Genomic DNA, 23,927 nt, shown 5'->3' on the forward strand with positions numbered 1-23,927 from the left:
ACGCGCGAAGGGGCCGGACTCCCTCGGGAGTCCGGCCCCTTCGTACGCGTGGGTCGCCCCGGCGGGGCGGGCGGTTCAGAACAGGCGCAGCTTGTCGTCCTCGATGCCGCGCAGGGCGTCGTAGTCGAGGACGGCGCAGCCGATGCCGCGGTCGGTGGCGAGCACGCGCGCCTGTGGCTTGATCTCCTGGGCGGCGAAGACGCCCTTGACCGGAGCCAGGTGCGGGTCGCGGTTCAACAGCTCCAGATAGCGGGTGAGTTGCTCGACGCCGTCGATCTCGCCGCGGCGCTTGATCTCGACGGCGACCGTCTGCCCCTCGCCGTCGCGGCAGAGGATGTCGACCGGGCCGATCGCGGTCATGTACTCGCGGCGGATCAGCGTATATCCCTCACCGAGTGTCTCGATCCGGTCGGCGAGCAGCTCCTGAAGGTGTGCTTCCACGCCGTCCTTGATGAGTCCCGGGTCGACACCCAGTTCGTGTGAGGAGTCATGGAGGACTTCCTCCATGGTGATGATGAGCTTCTCGCCCGCCTTGTTGATGACGGTCCACACACCGGCGTCGTCGCCGGAGCCCTCCTTCAGGGTGCACGGCGGCGACATCCAGTTGAGGGGCTTGTAGGCCCGGTCGTCAGCGTGAATGGAGACGCTTCCGTCCGCCTTGACGAGGATCAGGCGGGGGGCCGACGGGAGGTGGGCGGTGAGCCGGCCCGCGTAGTCCACGGAGCAGCGGGCGATGACGAGACGCATGGTCGGCAACGCTACTCGACGCGGGGTGGTGCGGCGAATTCCGTGGGTCGCTCCCGACTCGGGGGACCCGTGGACCGCACCACTTGTCCAGCGATGAACCCGTTCGATCCTGGCCGGTTATGCGCCCAATCTCCTGGTGGTCGACCGAGCCGTTGCCTACCGTAGAAGCAGGAGGTCGTCGCACGTGCACGCTGCGTATGCGAGCTCCTTCCCTGTCCGTAAGCCCCTGCTCCCTGGGGGTGCGAGAGGAGAACCCATGTCGCTCGACGTCTCACCGGCACTGTTGGAACAGGCCGAGCGAGGCGAGGTCGACGAAGCAGCATTCGTCGACTGCGTCCGGACCTCCCTGCCTTACGCGTGGGAGATGGTCAGCTCCCTGGTGGCCCAGTTGAAGGTCGACGGCGGCGAGTTCGCCGACAACCAGACGCCGCCGCCGGACGAGCAGGCGCGCGGTCAGTTGCTCCGCGCGCTCGCGAGTGACGCGATTCGGGGCGCCTTGCAGCGCCACTTCGGGGTCCGTCTGGCGTTCCAGAACTGCCACCGTGTGGCGGTGTTCCCGCTGGACGGCTCCGCGGACGACAGGCTGGCCAAGTTCACTTCGATTCGCGGCCAGTTGCTGAATCAGTCGCCCGAGCTTCGCGACTGCTGAGGACAGTTGCTGCCGCTCCGTACGCGGGAGGTGTTTCAGTCCGGGGCGGCAGCATTCTTCTGGCGGGGGCGCCTTTGTGTGGGGTGCCCCTGGGCCCCCTTTTTTTCTTGTCTGCGGGGCTGTGGGGGCTGGGCGCGCAGTTCCCCGCGCCCCTTTGGGGCGCGCCGGGTCCCGTGCGCCTTCGGGGCGCCTGGTCAGGTCAGTTGTGGGAGTACTTCCGTGCCCAGACGGCGTACGTTCTCCTCTGTCGTCGCGAGATCGCCCGAGCCCTCCACGAGCAACGCGAAGCGTGTGATGCCGGTGCGCTCGGAGGTCGCCGCGAGGCGGTCCGCACACACCTGCGGCGTCCCCACGGGGTGGATGCCGCACAGCAGTTCCGTGTAGCCGAGCGGGTCGCGCATGGCGCGAACGCGGCCGTCGACCGTGACATGGGCGTCGAGGCCGTACTTCAGCCAGCCCGGCATCGCCTTCGTGAGGGTCTCGTTGGCCTCCACGCGCCGGTCCGCGATCTGCGCGACCCCGGCCGAGACGTGTGCGGCTCGCGCCACCTCCTCCGGCGTGCGCCCCGCGGCGCGCGCGTGCCTGTTCCACAACGCCACCATTTCGGCCTTCTCCTCGTCGCCCACGTGCATGCCGAGGAGCATCGGCAGGCCGCGGGCGGCGGCCAGGCGGACGCTGGACGGCGAGGTGCAGGCGACGACCACCTCGGGGCCCGCGGCCGGCCCGGCCCGGTCCGGCTCCGGCGGCGCGGGCAGGTCCGGGAACGGGGCCGAGGGCCCGCCGAGGGACTCCGTCGGGCGCGGCACGACCGCGACGTCACGGAAGGCGAACCGGCCGCCGGGGCCCGCCACCCGGCCCGCCCCGCTGAGCCAGCTGAGCAGCAGGTCGAGGGATTCCGGGAACCCCTTCTCGTACGCCTCGATGCCCGAGCCGAAGACTTCCAGGTCCACCCAGGGGCCGCCGCGGCCCACGCCCAGCGAGAAGCGCCCGCCGGAGGTGACGTGCAGCAGTGCGGCCTGCTCGCCGAGGGCCACGGGGTGGACGGTGGGCAGCACGCTGACGGCGGTGCCGACGCGGATGCGGCGGGTGCGGCCGAGCAGCAGGGCCGCGAGCGTGATCGCGGACGGACAGGTGCCGTACGGCACGAAGTGGTGTTCGGCGAGCCAGGCCGATTCGAGGCCCGCTTCCTCGGCGACTTCGACGGACCGCACGGCGCGGTGCAGTGCTTCCCCGTGGCCCTGTCCCGGGAACTGGGCGGCCAGCACAAAACTTCCTAAGCGCATCGAACTTCCTGCCTCCTTGGCACCGACGCAGGCACTCCCCTACCGGCAACAACGCGTGACAAGTGCCAAAGGCACGGCTTCGCGGGCAGATTGGCAGATTTTCTGCGCGGCGCGGAGGGGTCTGTGGGGGTTGGTGGAGGACATGTACCCCTCTGTACGGTGCGTAGGCTGGACATACGCCCGCCCGCTGTCGGCGGCCCGCCCAGCCAAGCCCTCGTCCCTTCGTGAGGTGTCCCGTGTCGCCGCGTCGCAACCGCCCCAAGGGCGCCGGAGATCCCAGTCCGGGCCAAGGTCCCCAGGAGGCGGAGCCGTCCGGTCGCTACGGCGGCTTCCAGCGCGCCGAGAGCTGGCAGGGCGAGGAGTGGAGCGTGCGCCATGTCGCGGGCGCGAGCGCGGCCGGCAAGACCTACCGCTGCCCGGGCTGCGACCAGGAGATCCCCTCCGGGCTCGCGCACGTGGTGGCCTGGCCCGAGCACTCGGGCGTGGACGAGCGCAGGCACTGGCACACGGCGTGCTGGAACGCGAAGGACCGCCGCACCACGAGGGTGCGGCGGTCCCGTAACGCGCCGAGGTACTAGGGCCGCTCCGACGAGGCAGGCCCGCTCCGGTCAGACGTCGCGCTTCTCCAGGAGGGCGAAGGCGCCGACCACGGCGGCGGCCGTGATCACGACGAGCAGCATCAGCTGGGACGTGCCCGTGCTGGTGTTGTCGAGGCCGTCGATCCGGAAGATCTTGGCGAGCGAGTTGATGGCGTTGTAGTCGGCCATCTTGTCGCCGAGCTTCTGGGTGCTGTCCCAGATGCCGAGGAAGCCCGGCAGGATCGCGGGCACGAGGACCACGCCGAGCATCGTCGTGATGGCACCGGCGGAGTGGCGCAGCATGGAGCCGACGGCGAGCGCGAGCACGCCGAGCAGCGAGACGTACAGGGCGCCCTTGACGACCGTGCCGCCCCAGGCGATGTCGCCCGCCTCCGGGCCGCTGTGCGCGCCCGACGCCATCAGGCCCACGAGCAGGATCGAGCCCGCGGACGCCACGAAGGCGATGATGAAGAAGATCAGCGCCTTCGCCGCGAGCACGCGGTGGCGCTGCGGCGAGGCGGTGAACGTGGTGCGGATCATGCCCGTGCCGTACTCGGACGAGGTCACCAGGACGCCCAGCGTGATCAGGCAGATCTGGCCGAGCATCAGGCCGAAGAACGCCGGGACCGTGAACGGCACGTCGCGGTAGTCGTCGGACTGCGTGTTCGCGACGGCGAGCAGACCGATGCCGATGACGAGGATCAGGAAGATGCTCAGCGTCCACACCGTGGAGCGGACCGACTTGATCTTCGTCCACTCGGAGGCGAGGGCGTGCCCGAGGTTGGTCTTCTTGATCGGGATCGGCGAGGTGTAGGCGTTGCTCATCGCCTGCTGCCAGGCCGACGGCGGGGCCGGGGCCGCGGGCGCGGGCGCGGCGGGGGCGCCCGCCATGGCCGGGGCGCCGTGCGGCACCGGGGCCCCGGCGTGCGCGTAGGCCTGCTGGGGCTGCTGCACGGGGGGCTGGGGCTGCTGGGCCGGGGCGGCGTGGGCCGACGGGTCCTGCGGCTGCTGGGGCTGCGCCTGCGGCTGCTGCGGAGTCGGAGGCGTGGTCATCGGGATTCCTCGTTGTCGGTGGCGCTCTTGGTCATGTCGGGCGCGGCGGAGGGGGCCGCGGCCGGGGCCTGGGGGGCCGCGGCGTACGGGTTCGCGTCGGGGGCGGGCGGTGCGGCCTGCGGCGGCGCGCCCTGCGGCATCGCGAAGGGCTGGCCGCCCTGCTGGGGCGGCGGCGGGGCGTACCAGCCGGGCTGGCCCTGGCCGGGCACCGGGAGCTGGGGCTGCTGCGGCTGCGCCATGGCGCCGGGCGGAAGCTGCTGCAGGCCCGCGCGCTGGTCGGCGGTGGAGCGGTAGTCGACGGCGCCCTGCGTCATGCGCATGTACGCCTCTTCGAGCGAGGCCTGGTGCGGCGAGAGCTCCCACAGGCGGACGTCCGCGCCGTGCGCGAGGTCGCTGATGCGGGGCAGCGGCAGGCCGGTGATACGGAGCGCGCCGTCCTGCTCGGGCAGCACCTGGCCGCCGGCCTCGGTGAGCGCGGCGGTGAGCTTCTCGCGCTGCTGCGGGTCGGTGTCCGGGGTGCGCACCCGGGCGAAGTCGGCGGAGTTCGTCGAGATGAAGTCCTTGACGCTCATGTCCGCGAGGAGCTGGCCGCGGCCGATGACGATCAGGTGCTCGGCGGTGAGCGCCATCTCGCTCATCAGGTGCGAGGAGACGAAGACCGTACGTCCCTCCGCGGCGAGCGACTTCATCAGGTTGCGCACCCAGAGGATGCCCTCGGGGTCGAGGCCGTTGACCGGCTCGTCGAAGAGCAGCACCTGCGGGTCGCCGAGCAGCGCCGCGGCGATGCCGAGCCGCTGCCCCATGCCGAGCGAGAAGCCCTTGGACCGCTTCCGCGCCACCTCCTGGAGGCCGACGACGCCGAGCACCTCGTCCACGCGCCGGGCCGGGATGCCGGAGAGCTGCGCGAGGCACAGCAGGTGGTTGCGGGCGTGCCGACCGCCGTGCACCGCCTTGGCGTCGAGCAGGGCGCCGACCTGACGGGGCGCGTTCGGCAGCTTGCGGTACGGGTAGCCGCCGATCGTCACCTGCCCGTGCGAGGGCGCGTCGAGCCCGAGGATCATGCGCATCGTCGTCGACTTGCCGGACCCGTTGGGGCCGAGGAAGCCGGTCACGGTGCCGGGCCGCACCTGGAAGGAAAGGTTGTACACGGCTGTCTTGGCGCCGTAGCGCTTCGTCAGGCCGACTGCCTCGATCATTCTCCGCACCCATCGAATGGTTCAGGACGTCGGGGCACACGCCCCCGTAAGGGTTAGGAGGATATCTGCGGGCTGACGGTTCCAGCCAAGAGCGAGTAAAACTCCGGTCAAACCGAAGGAAGGCCGGGGAGCCGCCCCCCCCGGGTCAGGAAGTCGCCCCCGGTCAGGAAGCCGTCCCGGCGCCCAGGGAGCCGTCCAACGGAGGCAGGTCGTCGTACCGGAGCAGCTCTGCGGACTCGTCGGCATAGGGCAGGAAGTCCGTCTGCGGGAGCACCCAGCCCTCCTCCCCGAAGACGCGCGTGCCCTCTTCGCGTACGGCGCGCTCGGCCCCGGCGCGGGCCACCCAGCTCCCGGGGGCGGGCCCGAGCAGGTCCCGCAGGCGTGGGGAGGCCGTGAGCAGGGCCTGGAGCAGCGTCGCCTGGTCGCCGCCGCCCGGTCGTGGCAGGCCGCCGGCGGGGTCGGTGAGCACGCCGTGCGCGCTGAAGTAGATGTACGCGCCGCCCAGCCGCTCGCCCGACGCCAGCGTCATCGTGAACTGGTCGCCCGGCAGCACCGCCCGCCGGTAGTCCGGGAACTCGGTCTCGTCGACCGCCTTGAGCTGTGCCGAATCCAGCCACGTCAGGACGAGCCGCGTCACCGCCGCGCGCTCCACGTACGGGGTCGCCGCCACGTACCCGGCCGGGCTGATGTGCCCCGAGCAGCCCACGGCGATGCCCTCGACCCGCACCGGCGCCATCGGCACCGCCGCCGGGATGCCGAGTCGGGTGAGCTTGTGCGCGACCTGGCCGGGGGAGGCGTTCGAGCCGACCGCGATGACCGGGTGGCGGTCGCCCGCGGTCGCCTGTCCGAGCTCGGTGAGGACGTCGTCGAGCGGCTGTCCCCCCAGCTCCTCGACGTGCCAGTCGCCGAGCCGGAGCGGGCGCACGTCGAGCTGGAGCAGCTCGTCGCCGGTGAGGAGGCAAGGGCCGGGGATCTGGCGTCCGGGGTAGGTCAGCGGCTGTCTCGCCGGCACGTCGTCCAAGCCGAGCGCGGAGAGGCTTCGGTCCTTTGTCGTCACGGTGACGCCTTTCGGGGTGGTCGCGCGATGCGGAGACGCAGCCTGCCACGCAGATTCCCACCGCACCGGGGCCTGCCCTCGCCTGCCGTGGCGCGATTGGTCGGGACGTTCACTGGGAAAGATGCCAGTCCATTCTAGGTTGTCTCTCCAACTGACCCGAGAACGAGGGGACTTGAGGTTGGTGGTGCTTCGGTCGAGTGGGCAGGGGCGGGGCCCGCATCCGCGGTACCGCAAATCCGTTCGCTGGTGGATCGCCGGTCACTCCGTCCACTCGCTGCTCCTGATGGCGCTGGCCGCGCTCGCGGTCCTCTCCGCCCTGGTCGCGGCGCTGTGGACGCTCGCCGCGACGTCGAAGCGGTCCCTCGCGGAACGCTTCGGCGACCAGGAGCGACTCTTCGACCTCGGCCTCACGGTCCTGCGGGCCTGCGTCGGCACCGACAACCTCGAACCGCAGCGGGACAACACCGCGCAGCAACTCCTCGCGACCGTCGCCTCGATCACCGGCGCGCTCGCCCCCGCGGTGCTGCTCGGCATCGTGCTGATCAAGATGTTCGCGCTGCGGCCCTTCGTCTGGAGGCGGCGCGCGAGCATCTCCCAGGCCCGGACCACGGACTTCCCCGACTACGCGCCGCGCTGCGCGAGCGGCCAGGACGGGATCATCGCCATCCGCTTCTACAACCGCTTCGACAACCTGTCCGTCGTCGACCTCAGGGCCCGGGCGCACCTGCGCTACCTGGAGCCCTCGCCGCACGACGGCAGCCTCGTCATCTACAAGAAGTGGCTGAAGGTCCTGGACGAGAAGGGCGAGCCGGCCGACGAGCGCTACTGGCTCGCCGTGGAGCGCGGGGCGCCCTTCACCGTGTGGATACCGATCGAGGCGCCGGTGCCGACGCTGCCGTTCCGCGAGATCCAGGGCAAGGACCTGTCACGGTCGAGCGGGGTCAAGCTGCTCGTCCGGTTGAGCGCGCGGACGGTGCGTCTGGGCACGGAGGTGGCGGACGAGCGGTGGTTCGACCTGGAGGCCGGGGACTTCGAGCTGGGGCGCTTCGTGCCGCTGGAGCCGGATCTGGGCCGGGACGTGTGGCGGTGGGGCGGCTGGTCGCGGTTCGACGACCTGCTGCCGCCGGGTGACGGGGAGGGGAGCGGCTGAGGCGGGGGTCAGGCGTCGCGTTTCTTCAGGAGGGCGTAGCCGCCGAGGAGAGCGAGGGCCGTCCACGCCACCATGATGCCGAGGCCGCCCCAGGGGCCGTACGGGGTGTCGTCGTCGAAGGGGGACTTGACCTGCATGATCTTGCTGCCGGCCTGGTCGGGGAGGAAGCGGCCGATCTTCTTCGTCGCCGACACATTGCCGAGGATGCTGGAGATCAGGAAGAAGAACGGCATCAGGATGCCGAGGGACAGCATCGGGCTGCGCAGCATCGCGGCGACGCCCATCGAGAACATCGCGATGAGGGTCATGTAGAGCCCGCCGCCGATGACCGCCCGCAGCACGCCCGGGTCGCCGATGTGCGCCTTGTACTCGCCGAGCATGGCCTGGCCGAGGAAGAACGCGACGAAGCTGGTGGCGATGCCGACCACGAAGGCGAGCAGCGCGGCGACCGTGACCTTGCTGAACAGGAACGTGCCGCGCTGCGGGACCGCCGCGAGCGAGGTGCGGATCATGCCGGTGTTGTACTCGTTGGAGACCACAAGGACACCGAAGACGATCATCGCGAGCTGGCCGAGGGACATCCCGGCGAAACTGATGTACGTCGGATCGAAGGTGATCTTGTCCTCGCGGCTGAGGCTGTCGTAGTCGTTCTTGGACAGGATGCTGATCAGCATGCCGAGGGCGATCGTGACGACGACGGCGAGGCCGAGCGTCCAGACGGTCGAGGCGACCGAGCGGATCTTGGTCCACTCCGACCTGAGTACCTGCGTGGCGGCCATGGCTCAGTTCCCCTTCCCCGGCTGCTGCCAGCCCGCGCCCCAGCCCTGCCCCGGGTCCGGGGGAGTCCCGCCGGGAGGTGGCGTCGGGCCGGGGGCCGCGGCGCCGGGACCCTGGTGGTCGGCGTGTGCGTGGTACTCCACCGACTCGGCCGTGAGCTGCATGAACGCTTCCTCCAACGAGGCCTGCTGCGGGCTGAGTTCATGCAGGACGAGCTGGTGCTGCGCGGCCAGCTCACCGAGCCGCTCGGGGCCCGCGCCGTCCACTTCGAGGGTGCCGTTGCCCGCCTCGACGGCGGTGATGCCCGCCTCGTGCAGCACGTCGAGCAGCCGCTCGCGCTGCGGGGAGCGCAGCCGGACGTAGGAGCGCGAGTTCTGCCGGATGAACTCCGACATGGAGGTGTCGGCGAGCAGCCGGCCCTGGCCGATGACGACGAGGTGCTCGGCGGTGAGCGCCATCTCGCTCATCAGGTGCGAGGAGACGAAGACCGTGCGGCCCTGGGCGGCGAGGGACTTCATCAGATTGCGGATCCAGTGGATGCCCTCGGGGTCGAGCCCGTTCACCGGCTCGTCGAACATCAGGATCTCGGGGTCGCCGAGCAGCGCGCCCGCGATGCCCAGGCGCTGGCCCATGCCGAGCGAGAAGCCCTTGGCCTTCTTCCTGGCGACCGCGGTCAGGCCGACGGTGTCCAGGACCTCATGGACCCGGGCGCGCGGGATGCCGTTGGACTGCGCCAGGCACAGCAGGTGGTTGAAGGCGCTGCGGCCGCCGTGCATGGCCTTGGCGTCGAGGAGCGCGCCGATGTACTTCAGCGGGTCCTTCAGCTGGGCGTAGTGCTTGCCGTCGATGCGCACATCGCCCGCGGTCGGGTTGTCGAGCCCCAGCATCATCCGCATCGTCGTCGACTTGCCCGCGCCGTTCGGCCCGAGGAAACCCGTGACGGTGCCCGGGTGGACGGTGAAGGTGAGGTTGTTGACGGCGACCTTCTCGCCGTACCGCTTGGTCAGACCCTCAAGCTCGATCATGCGCACACGCTAAAACGGGACGGAGCCCCCTGCCACTTGGCGTGGCAGGGGGCTCCGTCGTCGTTCACCCCGTGTTGGCGCTCTCCGCGTCAGCGGCTCTGCTGGGCCGGGACCCCCCGCGAGATCGGCTCGTCCTCCGTGGGCGTGCCCGCGGCGGCGACCGCCGCGCCGGTGAGCGTCGCGAGCATCTCGCGGACGTTCGTCAGCTGGGCGTTGATGGAGTCGCGGCGGTTGGTGAGAGCCGCGAGCTCCCGCTCCGATTCGCTGCGGATCCGGTCGGCCTTGGCGTTCGCGTCCGCGACGATGTCCTCGGCCTGGCGCTGTGCCGTCTCGACGGTCTGGCGGGCGCGGCGCTCGGCGTCCGTGCGCAGCTTCTCCGCCTCCAGGCGCAGCTGCTCCGCGCGGTGCTCGATCTCCGCGAGGCGCTTCTCGGCCTTGGCCTGACGCGAGGCCAGGTCCCGCTCGGACTGCTCCCGCCGCTTGGCGAGGTTCGTCTCGAAGTCGGCCGCGGCCTGGGCGGCCTTGGCGCGGGTCTCCTCGAAGAGGGCGTCCGCCTCCTCGCGCTTGGACTGCGCGTCCTTCTGCGCCTCGGCGCGCAGCGCGCTCGCCTCGCCCTTGGCCTTCTCGACGATGCGGACGCCCTCGTCCTCGGCCTTGGACTTGCGCTCGGCGGCGAACGACTCGGCGTCGTTGCGCACCTGCTGGGCGGCGGACTCGGCGAGCTCACGGTGCTGCTCGGCGGCGCGCCGCGCCTCCTCGCGCAGGTCCTTCGCCTCCTCCTCGGCGAGGCGGAGGATCTTCTCGACGCGAGCACCGAGACCGGCGTACGACGGCTCGGCGTCGGCCACCTGAGCCTGGGCGTTCTGCGTCTCGAGGTGGAGTTCCTCGATGCGCTTTTCCAGAGCAGTGATACGGGTGAGAGCGGAGTCTCGGTCGGAGACGAGCTTGGAGATACGTTCGTCCACCTGAGCGCGGTCGTACCCACGCCGCACAAGCTCGAAGCCGTAGGGGGAAGTGTCGCTCATGGGGTTCCTGTCGAATGAGACCGGGTGAGGTGATAGAGGGAATCCTAGGGGGCGTTGCGGCGTGTCATCGAGCGTATGCCCGTTTGATCTGGAGAATGACACCCCTTTTGAGTGGCTAACCGGCAGACTGCTTGCCAGCGACAGTGCCGAAGGTCCTCGCCGAGCACGGAACCGGCTCCGTGGCTAGCCTTCTGACGGCTTGCCACCCGAACGAGTCGCACCCGCAGCGGCCCCCGCCTTGACGCCACCGTCCTTGCCCCCGGTCTGCGGGGCCTCAAAGGATTCCAACGCCTCGAGCACGTCCTGGACACGGGAAATCTCCGCATTGATGTCCGCGCGGCGCCGCACGAGGACCTCGAGCTCCCGCTTGCCCTCGTCGACCATCCGCTCCGCCTCGGTCCGCGCCTCGTCGCGCAGCCGCTCGGCCTCGCGCACCAGCTCGGCCTTCTTCGTCCCGGCCTCCTTGAGCAGGCCCTCGGCCTTCTTCACGGCGGCGATCCGCACCGAACTGGCCTCCGAATTGGCGTCCGCGACCAGCTCCTTGGCCTTCGCCTCGGCCTCCGCCAACTGCTCCTCGGCGGCCTTGACCAGCGCGTCACAGCGCTCGCCCGCGGTCTTCATCGCCTCCGCCGACTCGCGCCGGGCCCGCTCGTGCAGCTCCTCGATCTCCGTCGTGATGCGGTCGCGGTGCTCCTCGGAGCGCTCCCTTATCGCCGTCGCGTCCCTGCGGGCCCCGACGAGCAGCTCATCGGCGTCCGTACGCGCCTTCTCCACCAGCGAGTTGCCCTCGACGGTGGCCTCGGCGACCAGACGCTCGGCCTCCTTGCGGGCCGCGCCCACCATCGTGTCGGCCTGCGCCTCCGCGTCCGTCGCCGACTTGAGCGCCTTCTCCTGGGCGTCCGCCGTCAGCTTCTCCGCCTCGGCCGCGGCCTCCGTGATGAGCGTGTCGACCTGCTCCGCGGCCTCCGTGCGCCGCTTGTTGGCCTCCTTGCGCGCCTCGTCGAGGGTGCGCTCGGCCTCCTCGCGGGCCTGTGCCGTGACCCGCTCGGCCTCGGCGTCGGCCTCCTCCTTGACGCGCGCGGACTCGGCGCGGATCCGCTCGGCCTGCTGCTGCGCCGAGCCCACGTTCTCCGCGGCCTCCGCGCGCAGCCGCTCGGCGTCGCCCGAGGCGTCCGAGATCAGCTGCTCGGCCTTCGCGACGGACTCGGCCCGCACCCGCTCGGCCTCGGTGGCCGTGTCGGCCTTGAGCCGGTCGGTCTCGGCGATCGTCTCCGCCGTGAGCCGCTCGGCCTCGCTGCGCGCCTCGCCGATCAGGGTGTCGGCCTGGCTCGCCGCGTCGTTGCGGATGCGGTTGGCGTCGTCGCGGGCGTCGGCACGCGTGCGGGCGGCGTCCTGCTCGGCCGTCGCGATGGTGTCCGACGCCTCCGTGCGCACCCGCTGGGCGTGCTCGGACGCGTCCGCGCGCATCTGCTCGGACTCCGCGATCGCCTCCGCGACCGTGCGCTCGGCCAGCGCCTTGGCGGCCTCCGCCGCCGTCGCGGCCTCGGCGCGCGTACGACTCGCGTCCTCGCTCGCCCGCTCCCGCTCGGCGTACGCGTCGGCGCGGACGCGGTCCGCCTCCTCCTGCGCCTCGCCGCGGGTGCGCTCCGCGGCGTGCTCGGCCGCCGACCGCAGGCCCGCGATCTCTTCCTGCGCCTGCTCCTGCAGCCCCGCCACCGAGTCCCGGACCGACTGGGCCTTCTGCTCGGCCGCCGACACCAGCTCCGTGGCGCGCGCCTCGGCCTCCTCGACCAGGCGGACCGCCTCGGCCTGGGCCTCCTCCACGCGCTTGCGCGCCGACGCAAGCAGCTCCTCGCTCTGCTCGCGCGCCCGCTCCCGCTCCTGGTCGGCCTCCGTGCGCGCCGCGCCCAGGGTCTCCTCGGCCTCGCGGCGGCGCCGGACCGCCTCGTCCTGCGCGGCCGACAGGGCCTCGGCGGCCTCCGCGGCGACCCGCTCGGCGGCCGCGGCGGCCTCCGCGCGCACCCGGTCCGCGGACTCCTGCGCCTCGGTCTTCAGCCGCTCCGCCTCCGCGGCCGCGTCCGAACGCAGCCGCACCGCGACCGACTCGCCCTCGGCGCGCGCCTTCGAGGCGTCCGCCGCGGCCTCCGTGCGCAGCCGCTCGGCCTCCGTCTCCGCCTGCGACTGCAGCGCCCGGATCCGCTCGGCGGCCTCCGTGCGCAGCCGCTCCGTCTCCTCGGCGGCCTCGCGCCGGATCCGCTCGGACTCGGCGCGGGCGTCGCTCAGCGACTGCTCGGCCGCGGCCAGGCGCTCCTCGGCCTCCGTGTGCAGCCGGGCCAGCTCGGTGTCGGCCTCGGCCTTGCGGGCCGCGACCGCGCGCTCGGTCTCCTCGCGCAGCGACCGCGCCGCGGTCTGCGCCTCCGCCTTGACCGTCTCGGCCTGCTCGGCGGCCTCCGTGCGGTGCCGCTCGGCCTCCGCGCGGGTGCGCTCCAGGGTCTCCTCGGCCTGCTTGCGCAGGGACGTGGCCCGCTCGATGGCCTCCGAGCGGACCCGCTCGGCCTCGGTGGTCGCGGCCTGCCGGGCCTCCTCCGCGTCGGCCTTGGCCTTGCCGAGCAGCTCCTCGGCGGAGCGCGCCGCCTCCTCGATCTGCTGGACGGCCTCGCGCCGGGCCTCGCCGCGGATCTTCTCGCCCTCGGCGACCGCGTCGGCCCGCAGCTGCTCGGCCTCGCCGCGCAGCCGCCGCGCCTCCTCCTGGAGCTCGACCGTCTTGGCGCGGTACTCCTTGGTGTCGTCCTTCGCCGCGCCCTTCAGCTGCTCGGCGATGTCGTGCGCCTCGCCGCGCAGCCGGTCGGCCTCGGCCTCCGCCTCGGCGCGGACCCGCTCGGCCTCCTCGGCGGCGGCGCGCGTGGTCGCCTTCGCCTCCTCGGACGCCTTGTCCAGGACCTCCTCGGCGGTCCGCGCGGCCTTCGCGATCTCCGACGCCGTCTCCTCGGCGGTGATCGAACGGGCCTTCTCCGCGGCGTCCGCGATCAGCTTCTCGGCCTCGGCGCGGGCGTCCTGGACCTTCTGCTCGGCGGCCTCCTTCGCGGCCTCGGCCTCCTTGGTGGCCTCGCCGACGAGCCGGGCGACCTGCTCCTTGGCCGTGCGCGTGCGCTGCTCGCCCGCGGCCTCGGCGGACGCCAGCTGCTTGGCCGCCGCCTCCTTGGCCTCGGCGACGACCTTGTCGGCCTCAGCGCGGGCCTCGCGCAGCGCCGTCTCGGCCTCCGCCATGCGCTGCTCGGCGCCCCGGCTCAGCTCGGCGGTCTTGCGGCGGGCCTGCTCGGACTCGGTGGCGGTGGACGAGCGCAGCGCCTCGGCGTGCTCGGTGGCCTCCTGGGCCTGGGTGGAGGCGGCGTTGAGCAGGCGCTCGGCGTCGGTGCGGGCCCGGCGCAGGATCGCTTCGGCTTCCGCGCGGGCGCTCTCGGCGTCGGCGGTGAGCCGCTGGCGGGCCTGTTCGGCGACGCGCTCGGCCTCGGCGCGGGCGGCGGCGAGGGCCTGGTCGGCCTCGGCGCGCGACTCGTCGAGGAGGCGGCGGGCCTGCTGCTCGGTGCGGGCGCGCAGCTGCTCGGCCCACGCCACGTTCTCGTTGACGTGCGACTCGACGGTCTGGCGGCGCTCGTTCAGCTCCTGGTCGAGCTGCTGGCGCCGGGACACGGCCTCCGAGTGCAGCTCCGACTGCAGGCGGGCCTGCTGCTCGGCGTGCTCCTGGAGGATGCGCTGCGTCTGGGCGCGGGCCTCGCGCAGTTCGCGCTCGGCGTCGGCGCGCAGCTGCTCGGCCTGCACCTGCGCGTTCCGCAGGAGCTGCTCGGCCTGATAGCCGATGTCGGCGCTGTCGTAGGCAGGCCGGGACGCGAGGTTGCGGCGCGCCTCGTGCAGCTTGGCGCGCAACACCTCGACCTGGTAGCCGAGGTCCTCGGCGTGCTGGACGGCCTTCTCCCGCTCGGTCTTCAGCCGGTCCATCTCGGCTTCGAACCGTGAGAGATGGTCGGCCTCAGCCGGTCGTCGGCTGTCCTGGCTCTCGTAGCCCCGCACTGCGCGGTCCCATCCTTCCCCAAGCTCTCGGCTTCGCTCGAGCAGGGGAGACCCGACTCCTGGTCTCATGTCCCTGACGTACGAGCCCCGTCCATCCGCCGAACGGGGCCCCCGGAGAATGGTGTCAGATCAACAGTGGAGCTCGGGCTGCTGCCCCGATGCTCGTCCCCCGAAACCCGGACCCCGGCAAGCGACCGCCCAAGGTTCGGACGGCCGCCCCCAACCCTACCGGCCCGGATATGTGGGGGTCAGTGCTCCGTCTGTTCGGCGGGTGCGGAAGTGACGAGTTCGGTGAGGACCCCGTGGCAGTCCTTGGGGTGCAGGAAGGTGATCCGGGAGCCCATGGAGCCGATGCGCGGCTGGTCGTACAGCACGCGTACGCCCTTGTCCCTGATGGCCGCGGCGTCGCCGTCGACGTCGGCCGTGCCGAAGGCGATGTGGTGCACGCCCTCGCCGTTCTTGGCCAGCCACTTGCCGACGGCGGAGTCCTCCCGCGTGGGTTCGAGGAGCTGGAGGTAGGAGGCACCGCCGTCCGAGGTCTCGTTGATCTTCAGCATGGCCTCGCGCACGCCCTGCTCTTCGTTGACCTCGGTGTGGAACACCTCGAAACCGTACGTAGCACGATAGAACTCGACGGTCTCGTCGAGGTTCCGGCAGGCGATCCCGATGTGGTCGATTCGCGTCAGCATGCCTCAAGTGCAGCGCCCCCGACCGTGATTACGCAACGTGCGCGCGATCACACCGGCTGGCCGGTGACGTGCGCCGTACCGCTCAGTACATTCGAGTAAACCCTCGTTCACTCTCCTCAGCTCCCCAGCTGGAAGGGGCCGTGCCACATGTCTGGAACGACCGGAACCACCTCAGTGATCGTCGCGGGCGCGCGCACGCCCATGGGGCGTCTGCTCGGCTCGCTCAAGTCCTTCTCCGGCGCGGACCTCGGCGGCTTCGCGATCAAGGCGGCGCTCGACCGGGCGGGCATCGGCGGCGACCAGGTGCAGTACGTGATCATGGGGCAGGTCCTGCAGGCCGGGGCGGGGCAGATCCCGGCGCGCCAGGCCGCCGTCAAGGCGGGCATCCCCATGAACGTCCCCGCGCTCACCGTCAACAAGGTGTGCCTCTCCGGCCTCGACGCCATCGCCCTCGCCGACCAGCTGATCCGCGCCGGTGAGTTCGACATCGTGGTCGCCGGCGGCCAGGAGTCCATGACCAACGCCCCGCACCTGCTCCCCAAGTCCCGCGAGGGCTACAAGTACGGCGCCATCGAGATGCTCGACGCGATGGCCCACGACGGCCTCACCGACCCCTTCGAGAACATCGCCATGGGCGAGTCCACGGAGAAGCACAACACCCGCCTCGGCATCGCCCGCCCCGCGCAGGACGAGATCGGTGCCCTCTCCCACCAGCGCGCCGCCGCAGCCCAGAAGAACGGCCTCTTCGACGCCGAGATCACCCCCGTCGAGGTCCCGCAGCGCAAGGGCGACCCGGTCCTCTTCTCCCGCGACGAGGGCATCCGCGCCGAGACCACCGCCGAGTCCCTCGGCAAGCTGCGCCCCGCCTTCGCCAAGGACGGCACCATCACCGCGGGCACCGCCTCGCAGATCTCCGACGGCGCCGCCGCCGTCGTCGTGATGAGCAAGGCCAAGGCCCAGGAGCTCGGCCTCGCCTGGATCGCGGAGATCGGCGCGCACGGCAACGTCGCGGGCCCCGACAACTCCCTCCAGTCGCAGCCGTCGAACGCCATCCAGCACGCCCTGAAGAAGGAGGGCCTGACCGTCGACGACCTCGACCTCATCGAGATCAACGAGGCCTTCGCCGCCGTCGCGGTCCAGTCAATGAAGGACCTCGGGGTGTCCACGGAAAAGGTGAACGTCAACGGCGGGGCCATTGCCCTCGGCCACCCGATCGGGATGTCCGGCGCCCGCCTGGTCCTGCACCTGGCCCTGGAGCTGAAGCGGCGCGGCGGCGGCGTCGGCGCGGCGGCGCTGTGCGGCGGCGGTGGCCAGGGCGACGCGCTCATCCTGAAGGTGGCCAAGAGCTGACGCCGGTCCTTCGGTACCGCTGACGCCTTCTCGCAGACGTATACGTACGCACGGAACGGAGCCGCAATGCAGGACGTCCCCTCCCTGGTGGCGCAGGCCCGCGAGGGCAGGCCGCGGGCCGTGGCCCGGCTCATCTCGCTGGTCGAGGGGGCGTCGCCGCAGCTGCGCGAGGTGATGGCGGCGCTGGCTCCGCTGGCCGGGCACGCGTACGTCGTCGGGCTCACCGGATCGCCCGGCGTCGGCAAGTCGACGTCCACGTCGGCGCTGGTCAGCGCGTACCGGCGGGCCGGGAAGCGGGTCGGGGTGCTCGCCGTCGACCCGTCGTCGCCGTTCTCCGGCGGCGCGCTGCTCGGCGACCGCGTCCGGATGTCGGAGCACGCCTCCGACCCCGGCGTCTACATCCGCTCCATGGCCACCCGCGGTCACCTCGGCGGGCTCGCCTGGGCCGCTCCCCAGGCCATCCGCGTGCTCGACGCGGCCGGCTGCGACGTGATCCTCGTGGAGACGGTCGGCGTCGGGCAGTCCGAGGTCGAGATCGCCGCGCAGGCCGACACGTCGGTGGTCCTGCTCGCGCCCGGCATGGGTGACGGGATCCAGGCGGCGAAGGCCGGAATCCTGGAGATCGGCGATGTGTACGTGGTCAACAAGGCCGACCGCGACGGCGCGGACGCGACCGCGCGCGAGCTGAACCACATGCTGGGCCTCGGCGAATCCCGCTCCCCCGGGGACTGGCGGCCCCCCATCGTCAAGACGGTCGCCGCCCGGGGCGAGGGCACCGACGAGCTGGTCGAGGCGCTGGAGAAGCACCGGGCGTGGATGGAGGAGCGGGGCGTCCTCGCATCCCGCCGAGCGGCCCGCGCTGCGGGCGAGGTCGAGGCGATCGCCGTCACCGCCCTGCGGGAGCGGATCGCCGACCTGCACGGCGATGTGCGCCTGGGGGCGCTGGCCGAGCGGATCGTGGCGGGCGAGCTGGATCCCTATGCGGCGGCGGATTCGCTGGTGGAGGGGCTGACCTCGGGCTGAGGCCGCGTTGGCCGGGGGCCGCGCAGGGGTAGCCCCCGCCACCGGGGGGCTGTGGCGGGGGCTGGCTCAGTGGGGGTGCGGCTCAGGCGGGACAGGTCAGTCGTCGTAGCGGTCGGCGGTGACCTTGCCGGTGCTCAGGTCGACGTTCCAGTGGGACTCGGTGCCGTTGGCCGACGTGGTCTCGACGTCCCAGACGTTCACCCGGGCCCCGTCGTCCTCGATGTCCACGGAGGTCACCTTGCCCTTGGCGGCGGCGGCCTTCGCGGCCTCGCCCGCGGTGACCGAGGAGCCCTTGAGGGCGGCGGCGATCCGCGAGGCCTCCGCGGCGTCGTCCCCGGCGCCCCCGTCATCGTCTCGCTCGACGTGCGAGCCGAGGACCTTGCCCGTACCCGGGTCGACCTGGACGCTGTGCCAGGTGCGCCCGTCCTTGCCGAGGACGTCGACGTCCCAGATCAGGCCGCCGTTCTCGTCGTCGAGGTCGACGGAGACGGCAGTGCCGGGCGTCTTCTTCAGCGCGGCGGCGGCGGCCTCGGCGGCGTCGACCTTCGCGCCCTTCGCCTCGGCGGCGTTCTCGGCCTTGTCGCCCTGCGCCTCGCGGGCGTCCTCACGGGCGTCGTCCAGGTCGTCGCGGTCGTCGCGGTCGTCGTCACGAGCGTCGTCGCGGTCGTCGTCCCGGTCGTCCCGAGCGTCGTCCCGGCGGTCCTGGGCGTCGTCCGCGCGGTCCTCGGCGTCGTCGGCGGCGTCGTCGGCGTCGTCCCGGTCGTCGTTCACCCGGCTGTCGTCGTGCTTCAGCTGCACACTGGACTTGCCGGCCGCGGACGACTCGTCGTCGCCGCCCAGCGCGAAGGCTGTCGCGGTGCCGCCCCCGACGAGCGTGGCGGCGACGACGGTGGCGATGACGATGTTGCGCTTCATGAGGGTTCCTCCCGAGTGGTTGGCCCCGTCGTGGGGCCGTCCGTTCCGACGAGAACCAAGTTGCCTGAACGTTCCTGAAGCCCTCCTGAAGGAGCCTGAAGAACTCTTCAGGTTGGCTCAGGCATCCTGAACGCATGCGCCTGTTGATCGTGGAAGACGAGAAGCGCCTTGCCCTCTCCCTGGCCAAGGGCCTGACGGCCGAGGGCTACGCGGTCGACGTCGTCCACGACGGCGTGGACGGCCTGCACCGCGCCACCGAAGGCTCGTACGACCTGCTGATCCTGGACATCATGCTCCCGGGCATGAACGGCTACCGGGTCTGCTCGACCCTGCGCGCCGCCGGCCACGACGTACCGATCCTGATGCTCACGGCGAAGGACGGCGAGTACGACGAGGCCGAGGGCCTGGACACCGGCGCCGACGACTACCTGACCAAGCCGTTCTCGTACGTCGTCCTCGTCGCCCGCGTGAAGGCCCTGTTGCGCCGCCGCGCCGCGTCCCCCTCACCCGTCCACGTCCTGGGCGACCTGCGGATCGACACCGCCGCCCGGCGCGTCGTGCGCGGCGCCGGAGAGGGCGAGCCCGGCACGGAGATCACCCTCACCACGAAGGAGTTCGCCGTCCTGGAGCAGCTGGTGGTGCGCGCCGGCCAGGTGGTGTCCAAGGCCGACATCCTGGAGCACGTCTGGGACTTCGCGTACGAGGGCGACCCCAACATCGTCGAGGTGTACGTGAGCACGCTGCGCCGCAAGCTCGGCGCCCCGCTCATCAAGACCGTCCGTGGCGCCGGATACCGACTGGAGGCCCCCCGATGAGGAGGCTGTTCGGCTCCGTGCGCGCCCGCGCGACCGTGGGCGCGACCCTCGTCGTGGCGCTCGCCCTCGTCGCCGCGGGCGCCGCCGTGCTCCTGTCGCTGCGCGCGAGCCTCGTCGACCAGGCCGACGCGCAGGCCGAGTCGGCCGCCCGCAAGGTGGCGGCGCAGCTAGCCGTCGGCAGCTTCGGCAAGCTGGAGCTCCCGGACGGTGAGGACAACCCCGTCCAGGTCGTGGACGAGAAGGACCGCCTCCTCGCGGCCAGCGAAGAGCTGGAGTCCGTGAAGGGCACGGGAGTGAGCGCCGTACGTCCCGAACCGGGGCTGCGCAAGCCCGAGCCCAGCTCCAAGCCCTCCACGAAGCCCAGCGCGAAGCCCACTCCGAAGCCCACTCCCAAGCCCACGGACACCGGCGACGACGCCGACGACAGCGACGACAGCGACGACGAGAGCGATGCGAGCGAAGCCGCGGAGGACCGTCGGGAGGCCGCCGAGGAAGCCGCCGAGGACGCGGCGGAGGACGCCGCCGAGGACGACGACTCCCGCGTGGCCGGTGCCATCTCCGACAAGACCCGCACCAGCGAGGGCTGGGCGCGGGTCGACGGCGAGACCCAGGACTACCGCTTCGCCGCGGTGCGCGTGGACACCGAGTCGAAGGGTGAGCTGACGGTCCACGCGGGCGCCCCCCTGACCGCGGAACAGAACGCCGTGAACACCGCGTTGACCGCGATGCTGATCGGCTTCCCGGCGCTGCTCGCCGTGATCGCGGGCGTGACCTGGCTGGTCACGCGCCGCGCGCTCAGGCCCGTGGACGCGATCCGCGCCGAGATGGCCGCCATCACCGCGTCCGAGGACCTGGCGCGCCGGGTGCCCGAGCCGGACACGCACGACGAGATCGCGCGCCTGGCCCGGACCACGAACGAGACCCTGGCGGCCCTCCAGACCTCGGTGGAGCGCCAGCGCCGTTTCGTCGCCGACGCCTCCCACGAACTGCGCAGCCCCATCGCCTCGCTGCGCACCCAACTGGAGGTGGGCGCCGCCCACCCGGACCTCCTCGACGTGCCCGGCGCCGTCGAGGACACCGTGCGCCTCCAGGAGCTCGCCGCCGACCTGCTGCTGCTCGCCCGCCTCGACGCCGGTGAGAAGCCGGGCCAGGGCCGGGTGGATCTGGCGGCCCTGGCCCGGGAGGAGCTGTCGCAGCGCACGGGGGACCGGGTGGCTGTGACGGCGGACCTGAAGAGCGTCGAAGTGGCCGGTTCCCGCGGTCAGTTGGCGCGGGTGCTCGGCAACCTCGTGACCAACGCGCAGCGGCACACCCGCTCCCGGGTCACGGTCACCACCCGGGCCGACGGGGTCTGGGCCGTGCTTGAGGTGGCGGACGACGGCGACGGAGTGCCGCAGGGGGAGCGGGAACGGATCTTTGAGCGGTTCGTACGGCTCGACGACGCGCGCAGCCGTGATGAGGGAGGCGCGGGTCTCGGTCTCGCCATCGCCCGCGATGTGGCCACGCGCCATGGCGGGACGCTCACGGTCGACGGCGCCCCGGGCGGGGGAGCACGCTTCGTCCTGCGCCTGCCGGTCGCTGAGCCTCGCGGTACGTGAGCGCCCCGAAGGGGCGCGGGGAACTGCGCGCCCAGCCGCTGGCGGCCCGCAGCCTGGTAGTGCGCCTCCGCCGAAGCGGTGAAGCGGCGGGGTTCGCCCGCCCTGCCCCCGCTACGGCACAGCGACAGCGTTAAGGCTTGCCGCGCAGTCCGCGCAGGTGTTCCGCGATCGGCGTCAGCGCCTTGTGGAGGTCGCTGAGCGCCTCGGGTGAGATCAGGTCGACGAAGTGCTGCCGCACGGAGGCGACATGGTGCGGTGCGACGCGCTTCATGGTGTCCATGCCCTCGTCGGTGAGCACGGTGAAGAGGCCGCGCCGGTCGGACTCGCAGTTCTCCCGGCGGACCAGGCCCGCGTTCTCCATGCGGGTGATCTGGTGGGAGAGCCGGCTCTTGGACTGCAGGGTGGCGGCCGCGAGGTCGCTCATACGCATCCTGTGGTCTTCGGACTCGGAGAGATGTACGAGGATGTCGTAGTCGTTCATGGTGAGGTTGAACGGCTGGAGATCCTTCTCCAGCTGGTACGTCAGCATCCTGTTGACCTCCACGTGGGTGCGCCAGGCGCACTGTTCCTCGTCGGTCAGCCACTGCGGGGCCGTCTCGGTCTCCATGGAATCGATTCTACCTAAGAAGTTGAATGGTGAACGAGTGTCGGGGTGTGACACGCCTCGCACCCCCCGGATTTCGAGGGGCACAGGCGTTCGCCGTCACACTCCGCAGACTACCGCTCACAGGCCGAAGCGACGCTGGAGGTCCCCTAGTTGTCCGGGAAGGCGCGGTCCCTGCGGCTGCTGTCCACGTTGGCCATGTTGCCCGCGCTGCCCCGATGAGCCCTGAGAGCCCTGGCCGCCCCCTCCGCCCGGCACCCCGTCCTGCTGCGGCACCGCACCCGTCGCCGTCTCCGCCATCAGCGCCTCCGAGGACTGCAGCAGCACCGTGCCCGCGCCCACGAACTCGAACTGGTGCTCCTCGCCGGAGGTGCCGCCGATCCCGGTGAGGGCCCGCAGTCCGCCGATCACGCCGGTCATGTACTGGTGGTCGTAGTGATGGCAGGGCGAGGGGCAGTCCGCCCAGCCGACCAGGGCCTGCGGGTCCACCCGGATCGGCGGCTCCATGAACACCACCGGACCGCTCGACACCGCCACGAACTTGCCGGTCCCGATCAGGGTGAGAAAACCGGGGACAATGGACTGCTTCAGCGCGAGAGTTGGCTGAAAAGCGAGGAGGTTGCCCGCGCGGATGGTGAGGTTGCCGTCCTCGAGGTCGTACGAGTTCACATCGAAGGCGCGGTCGGCGAGCAGCATCTTGCCCTCGCCCTCGGCCACCACCCAGTCGCTGGCGTGCAGCGGCGAGTGGAAGGACGTCCGCACCAGGCGGTCGAGGCGGCCGTGCCCGATGCCGTTGAAGTCGATGCGCCCGTAGTAGGCGATCATCTTCCCCTTCTGCAGGAACCACTGGCTGCCCGTCAGCTCCACGCAGAAGGTGTACGCGTTGACGTTGTCGTCGCTCGGCAGCGTCATCGGGTCGAAGATCACGGGCGTGCTCACAGCTTCTCCTCCGATGCCTGGACGTACACCACGCCGTTGCCGCTGAGCTCCAGCTGGAAGCCCTCGCCCGAGCCGCGGCCCACCATGTCGCGCCAGCTGAGCGCCGTGGACAGCTTGTTGCGCACGTCGCCGTGGTGCGCCACGTACGACTGGGGGTCGACGTGCACCGGGCGCTGGGGCGTGATCGGCAGCTCCACGACGCCGCCGTGCGCCATCACGGCGACCGCGCCATGGCCCTTCAGGGTCGTCGTGAACAGCCCCTGACCCGAGACCTGGCCGCGCACCATGCCGAGGACGCCGCCCTGCGAGCCGAGGAACATCGTGCCCTGCTGGAGGGTGCCGTCGAAGGCGAGCAGACGGTCCGCCTCCACGTACATCGTGTCGCCGGTCAGGCTGATCACATGCACATGGTGGCCGCCGTGCCCGAACATGACCGTGCCGCTGCCCTCCACCGTCATCAGCGGGACCGACTCGTTGGCGAGCCTGCGCCCGATCATGGACATCAGGCCGCCCTGCCCGCCGCCCACGTTGGGTGTGAAGGAGACGTCGCCCTTGTAGGCGAGCATGGCGCCGCGCTGGCTGAACATCTTGGTGCCCGGCTGGACGGTCGCCTCGACCATCTTCGCGTTGACCTCACGGAACGGCATCACACGTCTCCCGCGATCGTGTTGCGCTCACTGGCCTGGACGTAGACGAGGCCCTCGCCCTCGAAGCGGATCTGGAAGGCCTCGCCGCCGCCCTCTCCCATGAGCGTGCGGAAGGTCACGCCGGACTGGAAGCTCTGCTTGAGATTGCCCTGGTGGGCCACATACGCCCCCGGGTCCACATGGAGGGGGTACTGCTTCGTGACCCGCAGGAGCACCGCCGGGCCGTCCGAGATCAGGGCCGCCTGGCCCGTGCCCTCGACCGTGGTGGTGAAGATGCCGTTGCCCTGCGTCGCGCCGCGCAGGCCCGTGAACGTCGTGCCCGTGCGCAGGCTCGCCTCGGTGCACAGGAGATTGCTCGACTCCACATAGAGCTTGTCGCCCTGGAGCCCGACCAGGCTGATCTCCGTCGCGTGGTCGGCGAACCAGCACGTGCCGTGCCCCTTCACCTCCATCACTGTCATCTGCTCATTGGTGAGGCGCCGCGTCACCATGCCGCGGATGCCCTCACCGCCCCCCGTCAGCTTCTTGAAGATCATCGTGCCGTCGTAGGCGACCATCGAGCCGTTCTTTGCCTTGACGGCGTCGCCTGTCATGTCGACGGCGAGCATTCTGCTGCCTTGCAATCGGAACGTAGCCACGAAGGCGAAGGTATCCGCAGCGCGGGCCACGGCGACAGGGTCACCGACCCTGACCGCACCCCGGAAAATCCCCGAGGAGTCCCTGATGCCACAATGGGGGC

General features: G+C 71.7%; 21 protein-coding genes and 1 pseudogene. 7 read left to right on the forward strand and 15 right to left on the reverse strand.

Going from position 1 to position 23,927, the window contains the following annotated elements; genetic code table 11:
• Positions 1-75: 75 nt before the first annotated feature.
• Positions 76-747: an endonuclease NucS gene (nucS, locus tag ACZ6AA_RS04925; RefSeq protein ID WP_471456289.1), complete on the reverse strand. Its 672-nt coding sequence runs from the start codon at positions 745-747 to the stop codon at positions 76-78.
• Positions 748-1,003: 256 nt separating this feature from the next.
• Here nucS and ACZ6AA_RS04930 point away from each other — a divergent pair, with 256 nt between their 5' ends.
• A complete protein-coding gene (locus ACZ6AA_RS04930; protein WP_016643275.1) occupies positions 1,004-1,396 on the forward strand; it encodes an SCO5389 family protein in 393 nt (130 codons plus the stop codon).
• 194 nt (positions 1,397-1,590) lie between these two features.
• Here the strand turns inward: ACZ6AA_RS04930 and ACZ6AA_RS04935 are convergent, their stop codons facing one another.
• Positions 1,591-2,679, reverse strand: coding sequence for an LLM class flavin-dependent oxidoreductase (locus ACZ6AA_RS04935; RefSeq protein ID WP_468452408.1), 1,089 nt, complete (start codon positions 2,677-2,679; stop codon positions 1,591-1,593).
• Between the two features lie 236 nt (positions 2,680-2,915).
• Here ACZ6AA_RS04935 and ACZ6AA_RS04940 point away from each other — a divergent pair, with 236 nt between their 5' ends.
• A complete protein-coding gene (locus ACZ6AA_RS04940; protein WP_468452406.1) occupies positions 2,916-3,257 on the forward strand; it encodes an ATP/GTP-binding protein in 342 nt (113 codons plus the stop codon).
• Positions 3,258-3,287: 30 nt separating this feature from the next.
• Here ACZ6AA_RS04940 and ACZ6AA_RS04945 read toward each other — a convergent pair whose 3' ends face one another.
• The 3 genes from ACZ6AA_RS04945 to ACZ6AA_RS04955 all read right to left on the reverse strand — a co-directional run bounded on the left by ACZ6AA_RS04945 (position 3,288) and on the right by ACZ6AA_RS04955 (position 6,563).
• Positions 3,288-4,148, reverse strand: a complete 861-nt coding sequence (locus tag ACZ6AA_RS04945) for an ABC transporter permease (RefSeq protein ID WP_468452637.1) — start codon at positions 4,146-4,148, stop codon at positions 3,288-3,290.
• Between the two features lie 158 nt (positions 4,149-4,306).
• Positions 4,307-5,506: an ATP-binding cassette domain-containing protein gene (locus tag ACZ6AA_RS04950; RefSeq protein WP_471456292.1), complete on the reverse strand. Its 1,200-nt coding sequence runs from the start codon at positions 5,504-5,506 to the stop codon at positions 4,307-4,309.
• Between the two features lie 163 nt (positions 5,507-5,669).
• Positions 5,670-6,563: a hypothetical protein gene (locus ACZ6AA_RS04955; RefSeq protein WP_471456294.1), complete on the reverse strand. Its 894-nt coding sequence runs from the start codon at positions 6,561-6,563 to the stop codon at positions 5,670-5,672.
• A gap of 283 nt (positions 6,564-6,846) precedes the next feature.
• Between ACZ6AA_RS04955 and ACZ6AA_RS04960 the strand changes: the two genes are divergently transcribed.
• Entirely contained in the window at positions 6,847-7,713 is an 867-nt protein-coding gene (locus ACZ6AA_RS04960) for a hypothetical protein (RefSeq protein ID WP_471456296.1), read from the forward strand.
• 8 nt (positions 7,714-7,721) lie between these two features.
• On the opposite strand, the gene ACZ6AA_RS04965 is transcribed toward ACZ6AA_RS04960, so the two are convergent.
• The 5 genes from ACZ6AA_RS04965 to mce form a co-directional block, all read right to left on the reverse strand.
• Positions 7,722-8,492 (reverse strand): ABC transporter permease, encoded by a 771-nt coding sequence (locus tag ACZ6AA_RS04965; protein ID WP_468452400.1) that lies wholly within the window; start codon positions 8,490-8,492, stop codon positions 7,722-7,724.
• Between the two features lie 3 nt (positions 8,493-8,495).
• Positions 8,496-9,515 (reverse strand): ABC transporter ATP-binding protein, encoded by a 1,020-nt coding sequence (locus ACZ6AA_RS04970; RefSeq protein WP_468452398.1) that lies wholly within the window; start codon positions 9,513-9,515, stop codon positions 8,496-8,498.
• Between the two features lie 89 nt (positions 9,516-9,604).
• Complete coding sequence (locus ACZ6AA_RS04975; RefSeq protein ID WP_468452396.1) at positions 9,605-10,540, reverse strand: cellulose-binding protein; 936 nt, start codon at positions 10,538-10,540, stop codon at positions 9,605-9,607.
• A gap of 183 nt (positions 10,541-10,723) precedes the next feature.
• Entirely contained in the window at positions 10,724-14,608 is a 3,885-nt protein-coding gene (gene scy, locus ACZ6AA_RS04980) for a polarized growth protein Scy (RefSeq protein ID WP_468481176.1), read from the reverse strand.
• Between the two features lie 248 nt (positions 14,609-14,856).
• The gene (mce, locus tag ACZ6AA_RS04985) at positions 14,857-15,297 is read right to left on the reverse strand and encodes a methylmalonyl-CoA epimerase (RefSeq protein ID WP_030361237.1); all 441 of its coding nucleotides are present in this window, start codon (positions 15,295-15,297) and stop codon (positions 14,857-14,859) included.
• Between the two features lie 147 nt (positions 15,298-15,444).
• Between mce and ACZ6AA_RS04990 the strand changes: the two genes are divergently transcribed.
• A complete protein-coding gene (locus tag ACZ6AA_RS04990; RefSeq protein WP_468452392.1) occupies positions 15,445-16,647 on the forward strand; it encodes an acetyl-CoA C-acetyltransferase in 1,203 nt (400 codons plus the stop codon).
• 66 nt (positions 16,648-16,713) lie between these two features.
• Entirely contained in the window at positions 16,714-17,670 is a 957-nt protein-coding gene (meaB, locus tag ACZ6AA_RS04995; protein ID WP_468481175.1) for a methylmalonyl Co-A mutase-associated GTPase MeaB, read from the forward strand.
• A gap of 96 nt (positions 17,671-17,766) precedes the next feature.
• Here the strand turns inward: meaB and ACZ6AA_RS05000 are convergent, their stop codons facing one another.
• Positions 17,767-18,585: a PepSY domain-containing protein gene (locus ACZ6AA_RS05000; RefSeq protein WP_471456300.1), complete on the reverse strand. Its 819-nt coding sequence runs from the start codon at positions 18,583-18,585 to the stop codon at positions 17,767-17,769.
• A gap of 134 nt (positions 18,586-18,719) precedes the next feature.
• On the opposite strand from ACZ6AA_RS05000, the gene ACZ6AA_RS05005 reads away from it, so the two are divergent.
• Both ACZ6AA_RS05005 and ACZ6AA_RS05010 read left to right on the forward strand, forming a co-directional pair.
• Positions 18,720-19,400: a response regulator transcription factor gene (locus ACZ6AA_RS05005; RefSeq protein ID WP_468452386.1), complete on the forward strand. Its 681-nt coding sequence runs from the start codon at positions 18,720-18,722 to the stop codon at positions 19,398-19,400.
• A gap of 116 nt (positions 19,401-19,516) precedes the next feature.
• Positions 19,517-20,998 (forward strand): annotated as a pseudogene (locus ACZ6AA_RS05010) (sensor histidine kinase); the annotation flags it as partial.
• Between the two features lie 130 nt (positions 20,999-21,128).
• On the opposite strand, the gene ACZ6AA_RS05015 reads toward ACZ6AA_RS05010, so the two are convergent.
• From ACZ6AA_RS05015 to ACZ6AA_RS05030, 4 genes are all read right to left on the reverse strand, one after another.
• On the reverse strand, positions 21,129-21,605 hold the full coding sequence (locus tag ACZ6AA_RS05015; RefSeq protein ID WP_190114301.1) for a MarR family winged helix-turn-helix transcriptional regulator: 477 nt from the start codon (positions 21,603-21,605) through the stop codon (positions 21,129-21,131).
• Positions 21,606-21,722: 117 nt separating this feature from the next.
• Complete coding sequence (locus ACZ6AA_RS05020; protein ID WP_468452384.1) at positions 21,723-22,541, reverse strand: AIM24 family protein; 819 nt, start codon at positions 22,539-22,541, stop codon at positions 21,723-21,725.
• Positions 22,538-23,188 (reverse strand): AIM24 family protein, encoded by a 651-nt coding sequence (locus ACZ6AA_RS05025; protein ID WP_468452382.1) that lies wholly within the window; start codon positions 23,186-23,188, stop codon positions 22,538-22,540. The genes ACZ6AA_RS05020 and ACZ6AA_RS05025 overlap by 4 nt, the downstream gene beginning before the upstream one ends.
• Positions 23,188-23,826, reverse strand: coding sequence for an AIM24 family protein (locus tag ACZ6AA_RS05030; protein ID WP_468452380.1), 639 nt, complete (start codon positions 23,824-23,826; stop codon positions 23,188-23,190). Before ACZ6AA_RS05030 ends, ACZ6AA_RS05025 begins: the two co-directional genes overlap by 1 nt.
• Between the last annotated feature and the right edge of the window lie 101 nt (positions 23,827-23,927).

Source organism: Streptomyces sp. NPDC040610, from assembly GCF_055594065.1.

What these genes read in the sequence shown, in the direction of transcription:
- nucS (WP_471456289.1), bottom strand. Translation starts at nt 747, where the DNA reads ATGCGTCTCGTCATCGCCCGCTGCTCCGTGGACTACGCGGGCCGGCTC.
- ACZ6AA_RS04930 (WP_016643275.1), top strand. Translation starts at nt 1,004, where the DNA reads ATGTCGCTCGACGTCTCACCGGCACTGTTGGAACAGGCCGAGCGAGGC.
- ACZ6AA_RS04935 (WP_468452408.1), bottom strand. Translation starts at nt 2,679, where the DNA reads ATGCGCTTAGGAAGTTTTGTGCTGGCCGCCCAGTTCCCGGGACAGGGC.
- ACZ6AA_RS04945 (WP_468452637.1), bottom strand. Translation starts at nt 4,148, where the DNA reads ATGGCGGGCGCCCCCGCCGCGCCCGCGCCCGCGGCCCCGGCCCCGCCG.
- ACZ6AA_RS04950 (WP_471456292.1), bottom strand. Translation starts at nt 5,506, where the DNA reads ATGATCGAGGCAGTCGGCCTGACGAAGCGCTACGGCGCCAAGACAGCC.
- ACZ6AA_RS04960 (WP_471456296.1), top strand. Translation starts at nt 6,847, where the DNA reads ATGGCGCTGGCCGCGCTCGCGGTCCTCTCCGCCCTGGTCGCGGCGCTG.
- ACZ6AA_RS04965 (WP_468452400.1), bottom strand. Translation starts at nt 8,492, where the DNA reads ATGGCCGCCACGCAGGTACTCAGGTCGGAGTGGACCAAGATCCGCTCG.
- ACZ6AA_RS04970 (WP_468452398.1), bottom strand. Translation starts at nt 9,515, where the DNA reads ATGATCGAGCTTGAGGGTCTGACCAAGCGGTACGGCGAGAAGGTCGCC.
- ACZ6AA_RS04975 (WP_468452396.1), bottom strand. Translation starts at nt 10,540, where the DNA reads ATGAGCGACACTTCCCCCTACGGCTTCGAGCTTGTGCGGCGTGGGTAC.
- mce (WP_030361237.1), bottom strand. Translation starts at nt 15,297, where the DNA reads ATGCTGACGCGAATCGACCACATCGGGATCGCCTGCCGGAACCTCGAC.
- ACZ6AA_RS04990 (WP_468452392.1), top strand. Translation starts at nt 15,445, where the DNA reads ATGTCTGGAACGACCGGAACCACCTCAGTGATCGTCGCGGGCGCGCGC.
- meaB (WP_468481175.1), top strand. Translation starts at nt 16,714, where the DNA reads ATGCAGGACGTCCCCTCCCTGGTGGCGCAGGCCCGCGAGGGCAGGCCG.
- ACZ6AA_RS05000 (WP_471456300.1), bottom strand. Translation starts at nt 18,585, where the DNA reads ATGAAGCGCAACATCGTCATCGCCACCGTCGTCGCCGCCACGCTCGTC.
- ACZ6AA_RS05005 (WP_468452386.1), top strand. Translation starts at nt 18,720, where the DNA reads ATGCGCCTGTTGATCGTGGAAGACGAGAAGCGCCTTGCCCTCTCCCTG.
- ACZ6AA_RS05015 (WP_190114301.1), bottom strand. Translation starts at nt 21,605, where the DNA reads ATGGAGACCGAGACGGCCCCGCAGTGGCTGACCGACGAGGAACAGTGC.
- ACZ6AA_RS05025 (WP_468452382.1), bottom strand. Translation starts at nt 23,188, where the DNA reads ATGCCGTTCCGTGAGGTCAACGCGAAGATGGTCGAGGCGACCGTCCAG.